This window comes from Nitrospira sp. (assembly GCA_029194675.1).
Classification (GTDB): Bacteria; Nitrospirota; Nitrospiria; order Nitrospirales; family Nitrospiraceae; genus Nitrospira_D.
This window is the reverse complement of sequence record JARFXP010000001.1, coordinates 1,258,091-1,272,539: the sequence shown is the minus strand read 5'-3', so window position 1 is coordinate 1,272,539 and position 14,449 is coordinate 1,258,091. Positions and strand designations below refer to the sequence as shown.

General features: G+C 58.0%; 12 protein-coding genes. All 12 read left to right on the top strand.

The window, feature by feature from the left end:
• The first annotated feature begins 14 nt into the window (after positions 1–14).
• The 12 genes from tssC to P0120_06050 all read left to right on the top strand — a co-directional run bounded on the left by tssC (position 15) and on the right by P0120_06050 (position 14,240).
• Positions 15–1,502 carry a type VI secretion system contractile sheath large subunit gene (gene tssC, locus P0120_06105; protein ID MDF0673900.1) on the top strand — a complete coding sequence of 496 codons (1,488 nt, stop codon included), beginning with the start codon at positions 15–17 and terminating at the stop codon, positions 1,500–1,502.
• Between the two features lie 14 nt (positions 1,503–1,516).
• The gene (locus tag P0120_06100) at positions 1,517–2,002 is read left to right on the top strand and encodes an Hcp family type VI secretion system effector (GenBank protein MDF0673899.1); all 486 of its coding nucleotides are present in this window, start codon (positions 1,517–1,519) and stop codon (positions 2,000–2,002) included.
• Between the two features lie 17 nt (positions 2,003–2,019).
• On the top strand, positions 2,020–2,433 hold the full coding sequence (gene tssE, locus P0120_06095; protein MDF0673898.1) for a type VI secretion system baseplate subunit TssE: 414 nt from the start codon (positions 2,020–2,022) through the stop codon (positions 2,431–2,433).
• A 49-nt stretch (positions 2,434–2,482) separates the two neighbouring features.
• Positions 2,483–4,255, top strand: coding sequence for a type VI secretion system baseplate subunit TssF (gene tssF, locus P0120_06090; GenBank protein MDF0673897.1), 1,773 nt, complete (start codon positions 2,483–2,485; stop codon positions 4,253–4,255).
• Entirely contained in the window at positions 4,219–5,268 is a 1,050-nt protein-coding gene (gene tssG, locus P0120_06085) for a type VI secretion system baseplate subunit TssG (protein MDF0673896.1), read from the top strand. Before tssF ends, tssG begins: the two co-directional genes overlap by 37 nt.
• Before the next feature lie 28 nt (positions 5,269–5,296).
• The gene (gene tssH / locus P0120_06080; protein MDF0673895.1) at positions 5,297–7,936 is read left to right on the top strand and encodes a type VI secretion system ATPase TssH; all 2,640 of its coding nucleotides are present in this window, start codon (positions 5,297–5,299) and stop codon (positions 7,934–7,936) included.
• Between the two features lie 5 nt (positions 7,937–7,941).
• Positions 7,942–10,107: a type VI secretion system tip protein TssI/VgrG gene (tssI, locus tag P0120_06075; protein MDF0673894.1), complete on the top strand. Its 2,166-nt coding sequence runs from the start codon at positions 7,942–7,944 to the stop codon at positions 10,105–10,107.
• A 1-nt stretch (position 10,108) separates the two neighbouring features.
• Positions 10,109–10,612: a DUF6484 domain-containing protein gene (locus tag P0120_06070; protein ID MDF0673893.1), complete on the top strand. Its 504-nt coding sequence runs from the start codon at positions 10,109–10,111 to the stop codon at positions 10,610–10,612.
• Positions 10,613–10,620: 8 nt separating this feature from the next.
• On the top strand, positions 10,621–11,658 hold the full coding sequence (locus P0120_06065; GenBank protein MDF0673892.1) for a DUF2169 domain-containing protein: 1,038 nt from the start codon (positions 10,621–10,623) through the stop codon (positions 11,656–11,658).
• Positions 11,648–12,733 carry a beta-ketoacyl synthase N-terminal-like domain-containing protein gene (locus P0120_06060; protein MDF0673891.1) on the top strand — a complete coding sequence of 362 codons (1,086 nt, stop codon included), beginning with the start codon at positions 11,648–11,650 and terminating at the stop codon, positions 12,731–12,733. The genes P0120_06065 and P0120_06060 overlap by 11 nt, the downstream gene beginning before the upstream one ends.
• A gap of 4 nt (positions 12,734–12,737) precedes the next feature.
• Positions 12,738–13,727, top strand: a complete 990-nt coding sequence (locus tag P0120_06055; protein ID MDF0673890.1) for a DUF4150 domain-containing protein — start codon at positions 12,738–12,740, stop codon at positions 13,725–13,727.
• Positions 13,728–13,856: 129 nt separating this feature from the next.
• Positions 13,857–14,240, top strand: coding sequence for a hypothetical protein (locus P0120_06050; GenBank protein ID MDF0673889.1), 384 nt, complete (start codon positions 13,857–13,859; stop codon positions 14,238–14,240).
• Positions 14,241–14,449: the final 209 nt, after the last annotated feature.

The window sequence follows — 14,449 nt, the reverse complement described above, 5'->3', positions numbered from 1 at the left end:
GAGGAGGATAGGTCATGGCAGAGACACAAGAGACCCAATCTACAAAGGCACCGGTCGCAGCGGCTGAAACCAGTCTCATCGAGCAGATGTTGAAACCCCTCGATATCAGACCACAGGATGAGGTTTATTCGGACGCCAAGCGAGCGCTCGAAGAGCTCATCAGACATCTCCTCGCGCCCGAGCGCAAGGACATGAAGGTCAATCAGGCCATGGTGGCCGACATGATCGCCGAGATGGATAAGAAACTGAGCGCGCAGGTGGACGCTATTCTGCACCAGGCCACGTTTCAAAAACTCGAATCTGCATGGCGCGGGCTGAAGTTGGCGGTGGACCGGACCAATTTCCGGGAGAATATTCAATTCGAGATGTTGAACGTGTCGAAAGAAGAACTACTGACCGATTTCGTGGAGGCCCCGGACATTACCAAGTCGGCCCTGTACAAGCACATGTACACGGCGGAGTTCGGGCAGTTCGGGGGGAATCCCATCGGAGCCCTGATCGCGAACTATGAGTTCGGCCCCGGTCCCCAAGATGTCAAACTCCTGCAGTATGTCTCCAGCGTGGCCACGATGGCCCATGCGCCGTTTGTGGCGGCGGCCGGGCCGAAGTTTTTCGGGATGGAAAGTTATTTGCGGTTGCCGAATCTCAGGGACCTGAAGACGCACTTCGAAGGCCCCCAGTACACCAAGTGGAATGCATTCCGCGATTCGGAGGATTCCCGATCCGTCGGGCTCTGTGTGCCGCGGTTCCTTCTGCGGTTGCCCTACGGCCAGGAGACGAATCCGGCAAAGATGTTCAATTACAACGAATCTTTGAGTAACGGCCACGAAAGCTATCTCTGGGGCAATATGGCCTTTGCCTTCGCCACGCGCTTGACCGAGAGCTTTGCCAGGTCGCGTTGGTACACGGACATCATCGGCCCGAGCAGCGGCGGGACGGTAGACGATCTACCAGTCCATGTCTTTGAGGCAATGGGGGGCGTCGAGACGAAGATCCCCACCGAGATTCTTATTTCCGGTGAACGGGAAAAGGAGTTGGCGGATGCCGGGTTTATTGCGTTGACCATGAGGAAAGGTTCGGATAACGCCTGTTTCTTCTCGGCCAATTCCTCTCAGCGTCCGAAAACATTTGGACAGAGCGCCGAGGGCAAGGTGGCGGAGGCCAACTATCGTCTTGGCACGCAACTGCCCTATCTGTTCATCATCAATCGCTTGGCCCATTACATCAAGGTGCTGCAGACGGAAAAACTGGGCGGGACAAAAGACCGCGCGGATTTGGAGCGCGAACTCAATACATGGATCAGCCAGTACGTCTCCGCAATGGATGTCGTGACCGATGAAGTGAGCAGGCGACGCCCCCTGCGGGACGCCCAAGTGACGGTGAGCGATGTGGAAGGCAACCCTGGATGGTACAGGGTGGATCTGAAGGTGGTGCCGCATATCAAGTATATGGGGGCGTTCTTCACGCTGTCCCTGGTCGGGAAGCTGGACAAGAAAAAGTAAAGGAGGAGAACACCATGCCAATTCCAGCCTATTTGACAGCTGAGGGGGAAAAACAGGGCAAGATTGAGGGCTCTTGCGACCTCAAAGGGCGTGAAGGGACGATGATGGTCCAGGCGTTCGAACACGAAGTGCGTATTCCGTCTGATCCACAGACGGGCCTGGCCTCAGGCAAACGGGTGCATGGGCCGCTGAAGATCGTGAAGGTGGTGGACAAGGCGTCGCCGCTCCTGTACATGGCGCTCTGCACCGGAGAGCACCTGAAATCCGTTGAGATCAAATGGTACCGGATTGCCGCAGACGGGACCGAAGAGCACTACTTCACGACAAAATTGGAGGATGCCATCATCGTGTCCATGCATCCATGGATGCCGAATTGCCTCCAAAAATCGTCGGGGGAGTTCGGTCACATGGAGGATGTCTCCTTTACCTATCGGAAAGCGATCTGGAGGCATGAGGTGGACAAGAAAGAAGCGCAGGATGATTGGAAAGCACCGAAGTAAGGGGGGCGGAGGCGGACATGGGGCGAGAATGTCGGTTGTTGGAACGGCTGGGCGATGAGCGACTTGCGAGGCCCAAATCGCTCAGGGACAACCCGCATCTGCTTGCCGAGTCGGTGCTCCGGCATCTCCGCAAAATGCTCAACACCAGACCGGATCAAGTCTTGGTACAACCCACCTATGGGATGCCGGACCTCACGGAGTTCGTGCAAGAGCAGCCGGCCGCCGTGGAAGAGGTGCAAGCCGCCATTTTGAGGTCCATCGCGCAATTCGAACCCCGACTGCGTGATGTATCCGTAACCCATGTGCCTCCCGAACCAGGACAGTCGGTGCTTCGATTTGAGATTGCGGGGACACTCGTCTCAGAACGACAACCGCATGTGGAATTTCAAACCGAGATCAGCCCTTCAGGGCTGGTGGTTGTCGAAGAATGAGTGAGCCGCCGGCGCATGGCGGGACCCTGTAGAGGCGGGAGAATAGGACGTGGCGTTTAATCGGTACTATCGAGATGAGTTGGATTTCTTGCGGCAGTTGGGCCGGGAGTTTGCGGAAGCGCATCCCAAAGAGGCGCACTTCCTGACGGAGGTCGGAAACGATCCGGATGTCGAGCGATTACTCGAAGGCGTCGCCTTTCTCACCGGCCGCATCAGACAGAAGCTGGACGATGAGTTTCCCGAGTTGATTCATGGGGTCATGAATTTGCTGTGGCCTCATTATCTTCGGCCGATTCCCGCCATGAGTCTTCTCGAATTCACGCCGATCCCCGGGGCCGTGACCGAATGGAAGCGAATCCCCGCGATGGAGACGGTCGTCGAGTCGCGGGACATCGACGGGACGCGCTGCCGCTTTCGAACGACCGCTGATGTGGACATCTATCCGCTCCAGCTGGAACAGGTCTCGCTCCAAACCGCCAGTGGAGGGCATTCGGCACTGCGGCTTCACTTCACGATGCTACCGGGTGCGACGTTGGGACAAGCGGGAATCGAGCGGTTACGGCTCCATTTGGTCGGTGAACCGGCGTACACGCTGTATTACTGGTTGTGCCACCACGCCGGCACGATCAAGCTGCGTCTCGGCGGGCAAGGGCGCCCCGTTGAGGAAGTTGCATTGCCTGACTGCAAGATCCAACCGTTCGGTTTTGCGAAGGATGAGGCGCTGTTGCCATATCCCAAGACGTCGTTCGACGGGTACCGGTTGCTACAGGAGTATTTTGCGTTCCCCCAGAAGTTTCTGGCCGTCGATCTGTCGGACCTTCGGCCGCTGGCCAGACGAGGGACCGCGACGACATTTGAAATGCTCATCACCCTCACGAAGGCTCCGCCGGCGTCGTTGCGGCTGACCAAAGACCATGTCCGGTTGTTCTGCTCTCCCATCGTGAATCTATTCAGGCTGGACTCCCAGCCGATCGAAGTCAGCCATGAACGGACTGAATATCTGCTTCGTCCATCGGCGGCTCCGGCTGCGCACTATGAACTGTTTTCGGTGGATCGTGCGGTCGGACACTTGCGTGGGACCGGGGAAGAGTTGCGGTACGAACCCTTCTATTCGTTTCACCAGAGCATCGGGACAGGGCCATCGACGATTTATTACCAGACACATCTGCGACAATCGATGACGAACGATGGAGCGTGCGAAACCTATGTCTCGTTCGTCAACGCAGATGAGGTGCCGGTCCGAGGACTGGATGTCCTGACGGAGATCGTGACGTTCGATGTGACCTGCACGAATCGGGATCTGCCCGGCAAGCTCCATGTGGGAGATATTCACGTACCGACCGATAGCTCGCCCGGGTTTGCGCAGTTCCGCAATGTGGTCCAGGTCTCGGCACGCGGCCCTGTGCCGCTGGGCGGCGATATTCATTGGCGGCTGCTCTCGCACCTTTCATTGAACTATCTCTCGCTGACTCGCGTGGAGACCCTGCGGGGACTGCTCGATCTCTACAATTTCGCCGCGCGCCAGGATGATCAGGCGAGACGGGCCCACATCAGATTGTTGGACGGGATCGTGGATATACAGAGCTGTGGGAAGGATTATCTGTTCCGGGGGGCTTCGGTTCGTGGGACGGAAATCACGCTCTCGCTGAAAGGGGGGCACTTTGCCGGCGAAGGCGATGTGTTTTTATTCGGCGGCCTCCTCAATGAGTTTTTCGCTCTGTATGCGTCCCTGAATTCCTTCACGGAGCTCCACGTCAAACTGATCGAACAAGGGGAATTCTTTTCATGGCCGGTCAGGATCGGACAACAAGTCCTCCTGTGATTGCGAATCTGCTCGCAAGGGCACAGGACTATTCCTTCTATCAGCTCGTTTCCCTGTTGGAGCGTCTCTACCGACCGGAAGCCTCGGTTGGAGCTGAAGGGCCGGCTGATCGGGAGCTGGTTCGGTTCCGGCCGGATCTCTCGTTCGCGTTTCCGGTCTCCGATGTGGCCGGCTTGGAGCAAACGCGGAAGGATCCGCCTCGGTTCCGGTTGACGACGACCTTTCTAGGTCTCTATGGGACGACCTCGCCGCTGCCCCCTTTTTACACCGAAGACCTGATGGCTCGCGAAAATGGGGATGAACCGGTCCGCGCGTTCCTGGACCTGTTTCATCACCGGTTGCTCTCGCTCCTGTACCGCTCTTGGGTCAAATACCGGTACCACATGCAATTCGACCCTTCCGGCAAAGATCGGTTTTCTGAACGGATGTTTGCCTTCCTCGGCCTGGGCACCGAGGAGGTGACGCGAAGGACCGGACTGCCGAGGAGCCGGCTCCTGCGTTATGCGGGGCTCTTGAACCAGCGACCGCGGTCGGCCTCCGCCTTGGAAGGATTGTTGAGCGACTTCTTCGACGACATCGAAGTCCATATCGAACAGTGCACCGGTCGATGGGTTCCGATACCGCGAGAGCAACAGCCGGCGGTCGGCCTGAAAAACTGTGCGTTGGGAGAGAACTGTACCCTTGGTCAAAAGGTGTTGAGTCGGCAGTCCAGCTTCCGTATCTCCATGGGACCGATGAGTCACGACACATTCGTCAAGCTGCTTCCAGGCAGTTCCGGGATGCACATTGTGTCGGCGCTGGTGCAGTGGTTTGTGCAGGACCGATTTGACGTGGACATGGAACTGGTCTTACGCGGAGACGATGTGTCTGTCCTGCGGCTCACGTCGAAGGAAGACGGGGCTCCCGTTCGCCTCGGGCAGACCAGCTGGCTCTCTGCCGAAACAGGCGATGGAAGTCCACGCCGCGTTGTTTTTCAATTCGGTTCGACCGAGGCGCAGGTCACATCGCGCTGAGCATGTGCAGGTTGAGAAAGAGGGCGCTATGGATGGAGTGGATAGACGGTCATTGATCCGTCGCTTGAATCGATTCTGCAGCCAATCGCTCGAATCCGCGGCTGGTCTCTGTCTGTCCCGCACACATTATGAGGTCGCCGTCGAGCATATGCTGCTCAAATTGCTGGATGACTCAACCGCCGACATCCAGGTCATCCTCACCCATTTCGGGATTGAGCCGGCCCACCTGCAGAAGGTCCTGCAACGCGCCCTGGAAGAATTCAAGTCCGGAAACACCGCCAAGCCTGTCTTCTCGCCGCGCCTCATCGAGTGGTTTCAGAACACCTGGCTGATCGCCTCGATCGATTTGAATTTATCCGAGATCCGGTCCGGAGCGCTCCTTCTCGCGATGGTGCAGGATCTCGGTCGATTCGCCTACGGGTTTGGGGAAGACCTGTTGCAACAGGTCCGAGCCGAAGAACTGAAGCACAAGTTCTTCGACATGACGGCCAAGTCTTCGGAAGGAGAAGCAGCCAAGGCTGCGGCGCGAGGAGAAGCCGCCGGTCGGGGAGCGGAAACGGCACTGGGGCGCTTCACCGTAGACTTCACAGCGCGGGCGCGCGCCAACTGCATCGATCCGGTCTTCGGACGGGATCGGGAAATCAGGCAGATGATCGATATCCTGGCGCGCCGGCGGAAGAACAATCCGATCGTGGTCGGCGAGGCAGGAGTCGGGAAGACGGCGGTCGTCGAAGGCTTGGCCCTACGGATCGTCGAAGGGGACGTGCCGGATCTTCTACGGAATATGGACATGCTGGCGCTCGACCTGGGTCTGCTCCAGGCCGGCGCCGGTGTGAGGGGCGAGTTTGAACATCGACTGAAGTCGGTCATCGACGAGGTGAAGGCTTCAGCGAAACCGATCATTGTGTTCATCGATGAAGCCCACATGCTGGTTGGCTCCGGCAGCATGGCGGGCATGGGCGATGCCGCCAATCTCCTCAAGCCGGCCCTGGCGCGCGGCGAGTTGCGCACGATCGCCGCCACGACCTGGTCTGAATATAAAAGGTACTTCGAAAAGGATGCAGCGCTGGCGCGGCGGTTCCAGCTCGTGAAGCTGGATGAGCCGTCCGAAGCGGATGCCATCCTGGTGTTGCGCGGCTTGCGGAGCAAGTACGAAGAGGCCCATCAGGTCCAAGTGCTGGACGAAGGCGTCGTCGCGGCCGCACGCATGTCCAGCCGGTACATCTCAGGGCGCCAACTCCCGGATAAGGCGGTCGATCTGCTGGACACGGCTGCGGCGCGCATCAAAATCAGCCTCACGAGCAAACCCGCTCGTCTGGAGGACATCGAACGGATCATCCAGGCGCTCGAACGGGAACGGGGAGCCTATCAACGGGATCTGCTCAGCGGTGTTCCGGTGGAGCCCGAACGGATCAGTTCACTCGACGAGACGATTGCCCGGCGCAAGCAGGAGGTGGAGCAATTGGAGGCACGCTGGCACGAGGAGAAGGTGCTGGCTGAATCGGTCCTGGCCATGCGGGCGAAAATGCTGGAAGAAGGAGGGCGCGACGTGGACCATTATCGTGCCGAGTGGGACCGAACCAGGGCGGACCTGCGCAAGGTTCAGGGCAAAGATCCGCTCATTAGAATAGAAGTGGATACGGATGTCGTGGCGGAGGTGGTGTCCGACTGGACCGGCATTCCCGTGGGCCGCATGGTCAGGGACGAGGCCCAGACCATTTTACAATTGGACGAGCGCCTGAAGACCAGAATCAAAGGCCAGGACCATGCGATCGAGGCCATCGCGAGGGGAATCAGGGCCTCGAAAGCGGGCATCGGGAACCCGGCCACCCCGATCGGCGTCTTTCTGTTCGTCGGGCCGAGCGGCGTGGGAAAAACGGAAACAGGACTGGCTGTGGCAGAAGCCCTCTTCGGCGGCGAGCGCTTCGTCGTTACATTGAACATGTCGGAGTTCCAGGAAAAGCACACGGTCTCCCGATTGATCGGCTCGCCGCCCGGCTATGTCGGCTATGGCGAAGGCGGCGTGCTGACCGAGGCGATTCGGCAACGGCCCTATTCTGTCGTGCTCCTGGACGAGGTCGAAAAGGCCGAATCGGAAGTGATGAACATCTTCTATCAGGTGTTCGACAAGGGCATGTTGGCGGACGGCGAGGGTCGCGTCATCGATTTCAAGAACACCGTGATCTTCATGACGAGCAATCTGGGATCGGACATGATCCTCCAACTCTGTGGAGGTGCGAGGAGGCCGACACCGGAAGAGGTAACCGGGGCCATCAGGCCGCTGCTGAGCCGGCATTTCAAGCCGGCGCTCCTGGCGCGCATGACCATCGTGCCCTTCTATCCCATCGATGCCGGTGCCATGAAGATGATTGTCGAGCTGAAGCTGAGCCGTCTGGTGCAGCGGCTCATGGAGAGCCACCGGATGAGCTTTGACTACGAGCCGGCCGTGGTCGAGCAGATCGTGCAGCGCTGCATCGAAGTCGAAACCGGCGCGCGCAACATTGACCATATCATGCAGGGATCCCTCCTTCCGCGGATCTCGACGGAGATTCTCTCACGCATGGGCGAGGGACGTCTGCCGGACCGGTTGAGTTTAACGCTGACTCCGAACGGCGATTTCAATCTCGTGTTCTCGGAGCGCCAGGCAGTCGCGATGGCGCAAGGGTAAGCACCATGCCGATCGTCGATACGCAGACGGAAGCGCCGCATGTCTTCAAGGCCGGCGCCTACCCGGCGGAGAAGTTCAGAATCGTTCGGTTCGAAGGCAGCGAAGGCCTCTCCGAAATCTTTCGCTTCAGCCTGGACTTGGCCTCGTCGGACCAGAAGATCGATTTCGATCAGATCGTCGGCCAGCCGGCGCTGCTCACCGCCCGAGGGACCAAGGGGACGCGCTTTGTTCACGGACTGGTCAGCCTCTTCGAACAAACGGGGAAAGAGGGCAAATGGGCTCTCTATCGAGCCGAGGTGGTGCCGGCGATCTGGAAACTCGGGCTTCGAGCCAACTGCCGCATATTCCAGGAGAAGACGATCCCGGACATCATCAAACAGGTCCTCCTCGATGCGGGCCAGACCGCCAATCAATTCCGGTTCGCGCTGAACATGGGCCGTTACAAGGCACGGACCTACTGCGTCCAGTACGGCGAATCAGATTTGCAATTCATCAGCCGGCTCATGGAACAGTACGGGATCTGGTACTACTTCGAGCACAGTGAGACGAATCATGTTCTGGTCATGGGCGACGACCCGTCGGCCTACGCGATGCCATCAGGCGCCTCATCCATTGTGTATCACGCCCCGGCGACCGCCGGCGTCCCAGGTGAGGAGCATATCTCGGACTTCCGCTACCATCGGCAGATCCGATGCGGGGCGGTGAAGCTTAAGGATTTCGATTTCGAAAAACCGCGCCTGAACATCACGGGAGACGCACAGGCCAAAACCGACGGCAAATTGGAAGCCTACGACTACCTCGGTGAATGCCGGGACAGCAGCGAGCGAACCCCATTGGCGAAGGTACGGCTGGAAGAAGCCCAGTCGATCAGACAGGTGGGGTCGGGTCGGAGCGATTGTTGCCGGGTCATCCCGGGGTATCGCTTCACATTGGCGCAATATCACAGGTCCGATTTGAATCGCGAATACCTGACTCTGAAAGTGACGCACAAGGGGAACCAGCCGCAGGTGCTCGGAGCCGAGGCGGCGGCCAATGTGGCGAACGAGCCGCCCTACCACAATGAGTTTCAGTGCATCCCCGCCGACGTGCCATTCCGTCCCGCCTGTAGAACGCTGAGGCCGAGGCTCGAAGGCCCGCAGACCGCGATCGTCGTCGGTCCCTCGGGTGAGGAAATCTACACGGACAAGCACGGACGCGTGAAGGTCCAGTTCCATTGGGACCGCGAAGGCGCCCACGACGAGAAGAGTTCCTGCTGGGTGCGGGTCGCACAGGTCTGGGCCGGCGCGAGCTGGGGCGCCATGTTCATCCCGCGGATCGGGCAAGAAGTCCTGGTGGAGTTTCTGGAAGGAGATCCCGACCAGCCGATCATTACAGGACGGGTGTACAACGCCGACAACATGCCGCCCTATCCGCTGCCCTCCGAGAAGACCAAGAGCACGATCAAGTCCAACAGTTCCACCGGCGGCGGGTTCAACGAGATCCGCTTCGAAGACGGGAAGGGGAGCGAAGAGATTTATCTCCACGCCCAGAAGGATTGGACGATTGCGATCGAGAACGACAAGAACCAGACGGTCGGCCATGACGAAACACTCTCCGTGACCAACAGTCGGACCAAGACGGTGGGGGTCGATCAGAGTGAGACGGTCGGCGCGAACAAAACGATCACAGTGGGCGCGAACCATGCGGAGACCATCGGCGGCAACATGGTGCTGACGGTGGCAGGAAACGAAACCGAGACCGTCCAAATGGCATCGGCGGAAACCATCACCTTGGCCAAGGCGCTCAGCATCGGCGCGGCCTATCAAATCAGCGTCGGGGCGGCCATGAACGAGACGGTGGCGGGCGCCAAGGCAGAAGAGATCGGTGGAGCGAAGATGGTGGTGGTGGGAGCGTTGAGCAGTGAGAAGGTGGGCGCCAACAAGTCAGTAGACGCGGGTGGCAGCATCACGGAGAAAGCCAGCAAGGATGTGGGCATCACAGCGGGTAACAATGTCACGATCTCGGCCGGAAAGAACATGACACTCAACGCCGGCGATCAGATCACGATCAAGACCGGCAGCGCATCCATTACGATGAAAAGTAACGGCGACATCACGATCAACGGCAACAACATTAACATCAAAGGCAGCGGCACCATCACCATGAAAGCGCAGAAAATCGTGGAGAACTGACATGGAACGGCAAGGCGAAACGTCGGTGGAGCTATTGGAACACAATGAGTCAGCTCGGCTTATCAACGGCGTGGTGATCGGTGTGATTGCAAAGACGGAGGGCTCAGGCCTGCCGTTCGTGGACTATCCGTCCAATCCGACTGATCGGATGTTGATGGCTCGCTCGATCGTCAAGATTGAACCGTGTGATGCCATGCGCAACGTGGTGCTCATGTTCGAAGAGGGAGACCCTGAAAAGCCGATCGTCATGGGTTTCCTCCAGCGACTCGATACGGACGGCGCCGCTTTGCTGAATCAAATTCTGTCGAGGAATGGGACGCCGGATAACGTGCAAATCGATGGTGAGACCCTCACACTGACGGCTCACAAGGAGATCGTCATTCGCTGCGGCAAGGCGAGCATCCAACTCCTCGCCGATGGGAGCGTGCGCATCCGTGGAACCGAAGTGCTCAATCGCGCATCCGGCACAAATCGGATTCGCGGCGGCAATGTCCAAATCAACTGACGTGACCCATGTGGGCTATCAATAACCAAACCCGTTTCAAGGCCGATCGCGCGTTCGTGCGTGACGCCGAAGGCGCGGAGATTTGGATTGTTGCGGTACGCGCGACCTTTTTCATAAAAGGCGACGAGCAGGTCGTGGTAGCTGAAGAGCAGGAAGACGTTTGCCTTGCGCCGAAGTTTTTCGGCGAGCCTGGCCGGAGCAGCCTGCGTTACGACATGGATCTGGTCCGCACCAAGCCCGGCACGGACGTGATTGTTCACGCTCATGCTCACGCCCCAGGCGGGCAACCTGCACCGTTCGCAGATGTGGGCTGGCAGGTGGGACCAGTGATGAAGCGTCTGCACATCGTAGGTGATCGCACTTGGAAGAAAGGCTTATTTGGCTTTTCCACCAGCCGGCCGTGCCCGTTCGTCAAAATGCCCATCTGCTACGAACGCGCACTGGGTGGTCTCTTGGCCGCGGAGGAGAATGCTCACCGTGACCCAGAGAATCCCGTGGGAGTCGGTCGCGCCCCGGTCTCTGGCCAACCAGTCCCCAACTGCGAGTATGTCGGCGAACCCGTCCGTAATCCCAAGGCCAAGCTCAGCCCCGCCGGCTTTGGCCCCATCCCGTGCGACTGGCAGTCGCGCGCCAAACTTGCCGGTACCTACGATGATGCCTGGCAAAAGGAGCGCCAGCCCCTTGTCCCGAGAGATTTTCAAGACGCCTATTTCCGTTGCGCCCCGGTTGACCAGCAGGTCAACGGCTTCCTTCAAGGCGGCGAGGAAGTCGTACTCGTCAACCTCAGCGCGGAAGGAACCCTGCGCTTCCGACTGCCCAGGGTCAGTCTCGGCTTTAGCACCAGCATCGACGGCGGCACTACGCACCATCGCGGTCAACTCCACACCGTCATCATCGAACCAGAGGAACGCCGCCTCATTATGGTTTGGCAGACCGCTTTGCCTTGCCACCACACTCTCTACACGCTCAAGGAAACTGTCGTCATCGAGAAGAAACGCTTGCCGCTCGGAGCGCAAGAGGAATCGGAGGCCGAACTTGCCGTCTAGTCCGATGAACGCACCGACACTTTCAGATGAGGCCTTTTACATCGTCGGCGCCGGCGCGCAGACACCCGTGGGCCGTTCGGTGCTGGCCGCCGCCGCTGCCGTGCGTTGCGGCATCTCCGCCTACGCCGAACACCCGTTTATGATCGACAAGCATGGCGAACCGATGGTCGTAGCCCGTGCCGAGTGGCTGGATGAGACCCTCCCGCTCGCCGATCGTATCGTCACCCTCGCCGTGGATGCCGCGCAGGAAGCTCTGCATCCACTCGCAGCCCAATTCCATGCCCTGCGTCGTCAGATATCTGTCCATCTCGCCCTTTCGGTGGAAAACATTCCCGACTCGACCCGGCGACAGAACATTCTCGACCGCTTCGCCATTGGGACAGGGTTTAGTCCCACAGATCCTCCCATCGAGATGGTCCTGGACGGCCATGCGGGCGGACTACTCGCCCTCGAAAACGCGTGCCTCCAGTTGCGTCGAGGCGAAGCTTTCCTCTGCCTCGTCGGCGGCGCGGACTCATGGCTGGATCTGGAACGGCTGGAGGCCATTGATTTCGGCGGACGCCTTCACTCCGTGAATTACAGTTGGGGCTTCACGCCAGGCGAAGGCGCGGGCTTCTGCCTCGTCACCACCGGCGCGACGGCCCGCCGCCTCGGCCTCCCGCCGCTGGCCGAACTATTGGCCGTAGCAACTGCACAGGAACTGAAACTCATGGGCACACAGACTGTGTGTATTGGCGAGGGCCTCACCGCCGCGTTTCGGGGCGTCCTTAATTCCAGGTACCCTGTGGCACACAGCTACTGCGACTTCAACGGCGAAACGTACCGCGCCGACGAATACGGCTTCACCATCTGTCGAACTCGCGAATATTTCGACGATCCCGGCAGTTTTACCGCCCCCGCCGAATGTTGGGGAGATGTGGGTGCCGCCTCCGGTCCCCTCGCCCTTGCGCTACCCCTCGCAGCTTGGAACCGCCGATACGCCAAAGGATCGGTTACTTTGTCTTGGAGCAGTAGTGCGCGCACCCCCCTCCGTGGAGCAGCACTGTTGAGACAATACGTTGCTTCCGAGGAATGATGCCATGCCGGTCACGATCAACGTCAATAACCTAACCCTCTGCCACAAAGGCAGCAACGGTATTTCTCAAGCAACAATCCCTGACGTCTGTAAAACTCCATCGCCAGGCGGGCCCGTGCCAATTTCTTATCCCAACATCGCTATGTCTAGCGATTTGGCAAAAGGGACAACCACGATTGCGGCAGACGGGGGTAATACGTGCGCCAACTACGGGTCCGAATTCAGTAAGAGTACGGGAGATGAGGCTGGCACTGTTGGCGGCATTGCGTCTGGTACCTTCATAAAAGAAGCGACCTGGATCACGTTCTCGTTTGATGTAAAACTCGAAGGGAAGGGTGCCTGCCGCCTGACCGACAAGATGTTTCATAATCACCTGAATACGGTGAACCTATCAGGTGTAAGACAAGGGGGATTGTCCAAAAGCAAATGGGACATGAATTGCTTGCTGAGGATTCTGTGCAAAAAAGATAAGGAGGTTGTCAAGAAAGCGCAGAAGCTAAGAGTGACAAAGGCCAAGGTGTTTTTTGATGATCAAATCTACAAAAAGGGGAAATGGGTATCAAATACCGCTGAATGGGGAGGTTCTGCGAATGGAAATAAGGTGGTCATCTCAGCGAACACTGATTGTGTAGGAGCTGCTCAAACTGTCTATCACGAGGTACTGCATACGGAGCAACCCGCATCAATGAGTTTGGAGGCCAAGGAGATGGAGGCATACACAAAAGGGGAAGAATGGGCGATCGCCCGGGGCCTTCGCGGCGAACCAAAATTTAGAAAACTTGACCCCAGCGGTAAAACTGTTGTGGATACCAAAGCCATATACGATATGTTGCATGCCGAGTATCCACTTGGAATCACAACTAAATCAGCAGATGGTGCGATGGTGAAAGACAGCGGAGTATGGAGGAAGGCCAAGGAGGGGGACAAAATGCCCGGTCCACAGAGACTAGAGAATGTTAAAAGAATCGATCCGAAACAATTCAAATGCCCTTGATAGGTATAAAAAACGTGGTCGCTTGGTTAAACAGCTTAGTGAGCCAGGACGTTTGCCTAATTCTTTGTTCTTTATCATTGTTTGGGTAATACCAACGACGCAAGGAAGCCTGTAACCAGAGAACATTGTATGAACGAAAAACCATTGACGGCAAAGTTTCAGTTGCATTCAGGAATACTAGAAATTGATACGCCAGAACTTGAGGCCATTCGCCAGACGGTCCTGGCTTCTGTGCGCAACCCCAACGAGGTGTTTGGAAAGGCCTTCGCTCAGTACCGAGTTCAGTTCCTACGCGAATTGGAAGTGGCCGACTGCATCATTGGAAAAGATGGTATCGCCCGTGTGGACGCTTGGATTCTCGAACGTAACGAAGACGCAACGAACATCCGTTTGGTTAGACACCCCGCGCGCACACCAGTAATGCACCAATATTATGCGGACCTCGTCAAGGAACAGAAGGGGAAATGGAAAGTCACCGGCTTCGGGGATCGACGGGTGACTGCGCAAAGGTAGAGCGTGGCTGGGGGCTGGCATGACTATTTGACTTATTACAACGAGAGGTGTCTGGAAATTCGTCCGGTGAGACTCCGGCTCGTTTGAGGATGGCACGAAGGGTTCCTTCGGGCATGTCGCCGGGATGATTCGGAACGGTGGTGTAACGACGTGAATGAAATAAAGGGGTCGGGAGTCATTCTTCTGTGAAACAGCATGCAAATCGAGGA

Excerpts from the sequence above, each read along its gene's own strand:
- tssE (MDF0673898.1), top strand. The coding sequence starts at position 2,020 with ATGGGGCGAGAATGTCGGTTGTTGGAACGGCTGGGCGATGAGCGACTT.
- P0120_06070 (MDF0673893.1), top strand. The coding sequence starts at position 10,109 with ATGGAACGGCAAGGCGAAACGTCGGTGGAGCTATTGGAACACAATGAG.
- tssH (MDF0673895.1), top strand. The coding sequence starts at position 5,297 with ATGGATGGAGTGGATAGACGGTCATTGATCCGTCGCTTGAATCGATTC.
- tssC (MDF0673900.1), top strand. The coding sequence starts at position 15 with ATGGCAGAGACACAAGAGACCCAATCTACAAAGGCACCGGTCGCAGCG.
- P0120_06065 (MDF0673892.1), top strand. The coding sequence starts at position 10,621 with ATGTGGGCTATCAATAACCAAACCCGTTTCAAGGCCGATCGCGCGTTC.
- P0120_06100 (MDF0673899.1), top strand. The coding sequence starts at position 1,517 with ATGCCAATTCCAGCCTATTTGACAGCTGAGGGGGAAAAACAGGGCAAG.
- P0120_06050 (MDF0673889.1), top strand. The coding sequence starts at position 13,857 with ATGAACGAAAAACCATTGACGGCAAAGTTTCAGTTGCATTCAGGAATA.
- tssG (MDF0673896.1), top strand. The coding sequence starts at position 4,219 with ATGGCCGGTCAGGATCGGACAACAAGTCCTCCTGTGATTGCGAATCTG.
- tssI (MDF0673894.1), top strand. The coding sequence starts at position 7,942 with ATGCCGATCGTCGATACGCAGACGGAAGCGCCGCATGTCTTCAAGGCC.
- P0120_06055 (MDF0673890.1), top strand. The coding sequence starts at position 12,738 with ATGCCGGTCACGATCAACGTCAATAACCTAACCCTCTGCCACAAAGGC.